Source organism: Candidatus Protofrankia californiensis (assembly GCF_900634765.1).
GTDB classification, from domain to species: domain Bacteria; phylum Actinomycetota; class Actinomycetes; order Frankiales; family Frankiaceae; genus Protofrankia; species Protofrankia californiensis.
The window spans coordinates 1-2143 of the sequence record NZ_CAAAFT010000375.1; the positions used below are offsets into that span (position 1 = coordinate 1).

The following is a 2143-nucleotide window of genomic DNA, read 5'->3' on the forward strand; positions in this document are numbered from 1 at the left end:
AGCCCGATCCCTCCGGATCGCAACGGTTCTCCACCGGTTCGCAGGGATCGGAGCATCCCGGTTCGCCCGCCCGGACGGGTCGGAACACGGGTCGAGGCACGGCTTGCGGGACGGGTCGAGGAAGGCCAGCGCGATGATCTGTGATATCGCCGACCTGTGGTACTGCCGACCTGTGACATCGCCGGACGAGCGGGTTGCTCCACCGGCGGCACAGCTGTCGGCTGTCGAAGCTGTCTGCTGAGCTATCTGCTGAGGGCAGCCCGGATGCGTTCGGCCGCGTCGTCGAGTGCGGCCGGGTCGGGGTTGTGATCGGCTGCCGCGAACGAGATGTCGGCCTCGGAGTCGATCGGGACGAGGTGCACATGTACATGTGGCACCTCCAGACCGGCCAGCAGCGCGGCCACCTTGCGGGGGCGGAAGGCGGTGTCGACGGCCCGCCCGACCCGGGCCGCCGCGTTCCACAGCTCCCGCAGGACGTCCGGGGGAAGATCGATCCAGTGGTCGACCTCCAGCCGTGGAACCACCAGAGTGTGCCCCGGCCGGATCGGGGCGATGGTCAGGAACGCCGCACAGTGGTCGTCCTCGTAGACGATCCGTCCGGGCAGCTCCCGCTTGATGATCCGGGTGAAGACGCTGGCCATGTCCGGACAGTATCCACATGAAGCCCCCGGTAGCGCCCCCCGGCGCGGCAGCGGCAACGGCAGACCGGATGCGAGCCGGACCCGGGCCGGCGTGCCCACGCGTGACGCGTGGACACGGACTCGCCGGTCATGCGGAATCATGCGCCTGTGGCCTGGTTTGAAACGAACGGCATCCGGATGGCCCGGGTGGGCCTGGACTGCGTCGACGTGGACCTGATGGTCAGGTTCTGGTCATCGGCGCTCGGCTACGAAGTCGCGCAGCACGACAGCGACTCGGCTGTCCTGCGCCACCCGGCCGGTGCCGGTCCCAAGCTGCACCTGCGGCGCGTGTCCGGGTTGGCGCCGGGCCCGGGTCGCGTGCACCTGGACCTGTATGCGGTGGACGCCGAGCGCGTGGTCGGCTGGCTGTCGTCACTGGGCGCCCGCGAAGTCGGACGCTACGCCGACGGTGTCGACAGCGGCTTCGTCCTCGCCGACCCGGAAGGCAACGAGTTCCGGGTCACCACGGCGGGTCAGGACGGGTTCGCGCGGCCGTTCGCGTGAGGGGTCACCCACCACCGGTGGCCGGAAGCCGCGGGATGCGGACACAGGACCGGAAAACTGTCGGAGACGGCGACTACCGTACCCGGACATGCGCCGGTTCTCCCCCGTTCCGGGCGGCGGCCACCCGGACGCGCCGCCCGCGCCCCCCTCCGGGCGCCAGCCTCCGCCTCGCCAGCTCCCGCCCGGCCAGGCCAGCCTGGAGGAACTCGGCCGTCCCCTGCGGGACGTCACCTTTGTCGTGGTGGACCTGGAGACCACCGGAACCCGGTCTGCCGACAGTGAGATCACCGAGATCGGCGCGGTCAAGGTCCGCGGCGGGCAGGTCCTCGCGGAGATGGCGACGTTGGTACGACCGGCCGCGCCGATACCCCCGTTCATCTCGGTCCTCACCGGGATCACCGACGCGATGGTCGCCACCGCGCCCCGCATCGACGCCGTCCTGCCGACCTTCCTGGAATTCGCCCACGGCAGCGTGCTGGTCGCGCACAACGCGCCCTTCGATCTCGGCTTTCTGCGGGAGGCGTGCGTACGCTGCGGCCATCCCGTCCCCGCTTGGGAGCACCTGGACACGCTCCGCATCGCCAAACAGGTCCTGAGCAGGGACGAAAGCCCGAACTACAAGCTCGGTTCGCTGGCCCGGCTCTTCCCCACGGACACCGAGCCCTGCCACCGGGCGCTGGCGGACGCGCGGGCGACCGTGGCCGTGCTGCACGGGCTGTTCGAGCGGCTGGGCAACCTCGGCGTGACCACATTGGAGGACCTGCACGGGTTCTCCCGGAAAGTCTCCCCCGCCCAGCGGCGCAAGCGGCATCTGGCGGACGGCCTGCCGACCGGGCCGGGCGTGTACATCTTCCGCGACAGCGCCGGCCGGGCTCTCTACGTCGGGACGTCCCGGTCGGTGCGCGCACGCGTCCGGTCGTACTTCACCGCGAGTGAGCCACGGACGCGGATGACCGGGA

Annotated in this window: 3 protein-coding genes; 2 read left to right on the forward strand and 1 reads right to left on the reverse strand. The window is 70.8% G+C overall.

Annotated features, from left to right (window positions below; all coding sequences use genetic code 11):
* Positions 1-242: 242 nt before the first annotated feature.
* Entirely contained in the window at positions 243-641 is a 399-nt protein-coding gene (locus DD1DGNOD_RS19195) for an HIT family protein (RefSeq protein ID WP_131767854.1), read from the reverse strand.
* Between the two features lie 129 nt (positions 642-770).
* Between DD1DGNOD_RS19195 and DD1DGNOD_RS19200 the strand changes: the two genes are divergently transcribed.
* Together DD1DGNOD_RS19200 and DD1DGNOD_RS19205 are read left to right on the forward strand one after the other, a co-directional pair.
* On the forward strand, positions 771-1184 hold the full coding sequence (locus DD1DGNOD_RS19200; RefSeq protein WP_131767855.1) for a VOC family protein: 414 nt from the start codon (positions 771-773) through the stop codon (positions 1182-1184).
* A gap of 88 nt (positions 1185-1272) precedes the next feature.
* Positions 1273-2143: DEDD exonuclease domain-containing protein (locus DD1DGNOD_RS19205; RefSeq protein WP_131770754.1), on the forward strand; the 871-nt coding region annotated here is incomplete at its 3' end.